Annotated in this window: 4 protein-coding genes; 2 read left to right on the forward strand and 2 right to left on the reverse strand. The window is 38.8% G+C overall.

The features are described from left to right. Positions 1-115 precede the first annotated feature (115 nt). Both C3B51_RS22700 and C3B51_RS22705 read right to left on the reverse strand, forming a co-directional pair. Complete coding sequence (locus C3B51_RS22700) at positions 116-583, reverse strand: hypothetical protein (RefSeq protein ID WP_130246481.1); 468 nt, start codon at positions 581-583, stop codon at positions 116-118. A gap of 94 nt (positions 584-677) precedes the next feature. After that, complete coding sequence (locus C3B51_RS22705) at positions 678-1,085, reverse strand: hypothetical protein (RefSeq protein ID WP_130246482.1); 408 nt, start codon at positions 1,083-1,085, stop codon at positions 678-680. A gap of 519 nt (positions 1,086-1,604) precedes the next feature. Between C3B51_RS22705 and C3B51_RS22710 the strand changes: the two genes are divergently transcribed. Then, positions 1,605-2,696, forward strand: a complete 1,092-nt coding sequence (locus C3B51_RS22710) for a nucleoid-associated protein (protein WP_130246483.1) — start codon at positions 1,605-1,607, stop codon at positions 2,694-2,696. A 2-nt stretch (positions 2,697-2,698) separates the two neighbouring features. Beyond that, positions 2,699-3,526, forward strand: a complete 828-nt coding sequence (locus C3B51_RS22715; RefSeq protein WP_130246484.1) for a hypothetical protein — start codon at positions 2,699-2,701, stop codon at positions 3,524-3,526. The last annotated feature ends 16 nt before the right edge of the window (positions 3,527-3,542 follow it).

The raw sequence follows: 3,542 nt of genomic DNA on the forward strand, positions 1-3,542 counted from the left end.
CTGGAGCGTCCATATATGTCTCTGTTTGTTCGCGCTTTTTCCTCGATCTCGCAGGCCTACTCGGCTTCACATAGCTGGAGCGTCTATATTTGTCTTTCAAAATTTACCAGCGCCACTAATAACCTGCAGCCTGTGGCGAGACCACGTTTAGGATGTCTGGCGCCGAAGGCGCATAGTTTATTGGCTTGTTAGAATTGTAGTATGCAAATATATTTTTAATGTACGCTTTATGATATTCAGAATCCATTTTTAGTGAACTACATAACCCAACACTATTATCTCCAGGTGAGAGGTAAATCAAATATTCTTTACCTTTCACGTAGCTTCTACCACAAGCTGCTTCAGATTTTGGGGTCCAAAGTAAAATTTTATTGCTCGGCTCACCTTTTAAAACACTGGTAAGTGAAAACACAATTCGATTTTTGGTAAAGGATAAATACGATTGAGATGATAAAGCTTTAGCCACAAATACATCAGAGGCATAGGAATCAATTCTAGATGGTTCAGGCGGGGCACAACTGCATGGATATGCCTTTGCGTGAACAAAAACAAGAAAAATAACCAAACCATGTAATTTGTTCATAGAAACTCTAACGCACGATCAACGGGTTAAAAATAGTGGGCTAAAATTGAGCGAAGCGAAGAGCCCGCTGTTTTTAATCCCTGTTTAATGCTTGTTATACATCGTTTTCAAATAATACAGATTTATCTCTTGGAAGCGATGTACACGTTAAATTGGCAGTTACGTAAGGCCAGTGAACTCTTTTCGCATGGATCACAAATCCTCGCTTCATAGTATATTTGGTCAAGGTAAATGAACCAGGGCAGAGTTCACCGGATCTGCGTACCAGCTTAAATCTCAATTCCTCATACGATTCATTAGTGTTACCATCAACTCGAACAAGAAATGATTCTTCGCCTAACTTTGTTTCAGAAAATCCATTAGCCCCATTTTCAGGGTAGCCTTCAATCGGTTTATATGAACTACAACCAACTACTCCCAAATTTAAAGCTAATATTACCGTTCTTAGCAACGTAACTCCACAGATGTATAACAACTTTTCTGTCCCACTTTGATAGTTCATAACACACCAAAGCGGCTCATATTACATACCTTCATAATTCCACTAATAATTGCTTATGTAAACAGGTAGATAACATAGTGGCAAATTCCGGCTTGTCACTTTACCCCAAACCGGCGAGTAATAGTGTTACAGAATTTTTTAAGTGACACCCACCGGTAAATTCACAGACCAATTGCGCACATTCCGCACGCCAGTTTCGGGTGGCTGTCCATTCAAACTTTGTCTATGGACCCGTAACAAGAACAGAAAAGGTTGGGTGTCTGTGTTTTTACTCATGAATTAACTACCTGACTAACAGAAAAGTGCATTTTATAAGAAATGGCATTCCGATTAAAATTTTTTAAAGTGACATATATAGAGCATCCATATATGTCTATTCAACCGGACTGTCTATTCAATTCCATAATCCTTGCAAAATGCAACGCAACACCTAGTTAACCAACTGGCAAACAATTGGTTTTTCAAAGGCTACATGTTAACATTCCCGCATCTTTTGTTACTTAACCATTAGGAAAGAATATGGTAGCACCACTAGTAGTACTTAATGCTATTGCCGCAGAGATAAATAAACAAGATGGTCGTTTTGGTTATGAGTTTGGAGATGTCTGGGACAGAGGTAACGAGAATGCACTTAACTTTGTTCAGGAGATAGAAACGAAGTTTAGACGTAAGACTAAGACTTATGGCTTTTTAAGAGTGGATACTGGTAGGAATTCGATACCAACAATTCTGACTAAGTTCAATGCTGATACTGATCGTGTTTTTGAGGATACTACTCGAAACATGATGGAGAGGCTTAAATCTTCACTGAATGAAGATGGTCGTGGTAACACTAAAGTCGGTCATATGGTCTTTATTCATTACTGCAATGAAGGTGAGGAAGAGGACTTAGGACGCCTGCTAGTGGTGATGGTAGACAAGAAAGATGTGTTTGACTTTGGTGCTGGTCTTGTACCTACAAGGTTTAAGTCTATTGATGTAGATACGCTGAGACAAGCTGTGTTGTATGATTTGACATTATTTGATTCAGTTTACCCTGACCACATTGAAGAACATCAAGACCAAGCTTACCTACGATTTATCTCGGGTCGCTCAAAAGGACAATTTTTTCAAGAAGCTCTTGGCACAAAGCACATGATAGATAATACTGTAAGTGTATCCAGTGTTTTTGATGCGATTGAACAGTTTGGGAATGGTTTAGAACTAAGAACTGGTCACATTCGTAAGCTTCAAGATGAAGTGGAGCTTTTAATTGCCAACAAGAAAGGTAAACAAGTCAGCGTGAGCAGCATCGCTAGAAAAGTAATTTCGAGTTTACCTGATGGTAATGATGGGGTAACAGCTGAAGACTTTGTTGCGTTCATCAATGAGAATGATTACAAAATCAGTGAAATCTTCGATGTAACTCGTGGACAATTGCAAAAAGCGACTAACATTGAAGGTCAGAAAGGACAGGATTATTTTTATCGCATCAAAAGAAGTGCTTTGGGTACTGTTGAAGATGCGGAAAAGAGCATTAGGTACAATGCCGGAACAAGAACCATTTATATAGAAGTGCAAGATGAAGAACAGCATCGTGAGTTATTGGAAGCATTACCAAACAGGAATTAAGTTTGATGTATGACTCAAGCCATTTGTTTAGCTCGTTCATTAAGAATGGTGAGCAAACAGACTACGACAAAGACATACAGCTTTATACTTATGAGCTTGATAAGAACATTGCTGAATGCAAAGACTTTAAGCATTTAGAAAAAGCTCTCAAAGAGGTAAACAACTCTTGTAGCCTTAAAACTAAAGGTGGGCTGTTATGCCTTGAATTTGAAGCTGGTAGTGAGCATTGGCAGGATGGTTTCAATGAGTATTTCTATTCGACCTTAGACAACTTCATGCGAGTTTGCATTCGTAAAAAGAGCGTACCTTCTAAGTTTTGTATTCTTGATAGGAAACTATCTGAATCGGATACACGTGACCCGTTACTGAAAAAGGTCATTCAGGTTACTATGTGGGTGACGTTGTTATCTGATATGGCTGACCATATTCAAGATAACAATGTCTTGGTGTTCTTTGTTCATCACAAAGAAGGTAAGACCAAGCCATATCAGATTACCCCATTTGTTGACCTCCAAGTAATTGAAGAGTTGGAACTTGACTGTGATGAAGCGAGATACGAGCGTTTACATGGTAGTTGGCATTTAGAGGATGCCCAGACCAAAGATAGACAAAGTGTCATGTTGGTTTCATTTGCTGAAATCATGTCTTCAATGGAAGATGGAAGCAACCCGTTTGAGATTTTTCTCGCAAATACCAAGAAGTTCCATGATAGGTATTGTGAGAACTATGAAATCTATGTGAATAGATTCACTGTAGATAGCCAGCTTCGAGAAATTGATGAACAGCATTTAAGCTTTGTTGGTAAGCTACAGGATTTGGTTACGTTGTAGTGGTTTAATAGATCCG

The organism is Pseudoalteromonas rubra (assembly GCF_004212645.1).
Lineage (GTDB): Bacteria > Pseudomonadota > Gammaproteobacteria > Enterobacterales > Alteromonadaceae > Pseudoalteromonas > Pseudoalteromonas rubra_G.

Bases quoted from the DNA above. Each gene is read 5' to 3' on its own strand.
- C3B51_RS22700 (WP_130246481.1), bottom strand. From the start codon at position 583: ATGAACAAATTACATGGTTTGGTTATTTTTCTTGTTTTTGTTCACGCA.
- C3B51_RS22705 (WP_130246482.1), bottom strand. From the start codon at position 1,085: ATGAACTATCAAAGTGGGACAGAAAAGTTGTTATACATCTGTGGAGTT.
- C3B51_RS22710 (WP_130246483.1), top strand. From the start codon at position 1,605: ATGGTAGCACCACTAGTAGTACTTAATGCTATTGCCGCAGAGATAAAT.